Source organism: Bradyrhizobium sp. 25ACV (assembly GCF_054863005.1).
Genome location: NZ_JAVAYO010000224.1, coordinates 1 through 228 on the forward strand (window position 1 = coordinate 1; position 228 = coordinate 228).

At 65.8% G+C, this 228-nt stretch carries 1 protein-coding gene; it reads left to right on the forward strand.

Annotation, left to right across the window (positions count from 1 at the left end; genetic code table 11):
• Positions 1-228, forward strand: a 228-nt coding sequence (locus RAD04_RS39225) for a 2Fe-2S iron-sulfur cluster-binding protein (protein WP_461628043.1), incomplete at both ends; no start/stop codon positions are given.

Below are 228 nucleotides of genomic sequence, written 5' to 3' on the forward strand. Positions count from 1 at the left end.
GCCGTGATGCATCAGGGCGACGAGATCACGACGATCGAGGGGCTCGGCACGCCGGACGGGCTGCATCCGCTGCAGGCGGCATTCGTCGAGCATGATGGCTATCAATGCGGCTATTGCACGCCGGGCCAGATCTGCTCGGCGGTCGCAGTGCTTGCCGAGGTCAAGGCCGGCATCCCGAGCCATGTCACGGCGGATCTGAATGCGCCGCTGCGACTGACCAATGCCGAG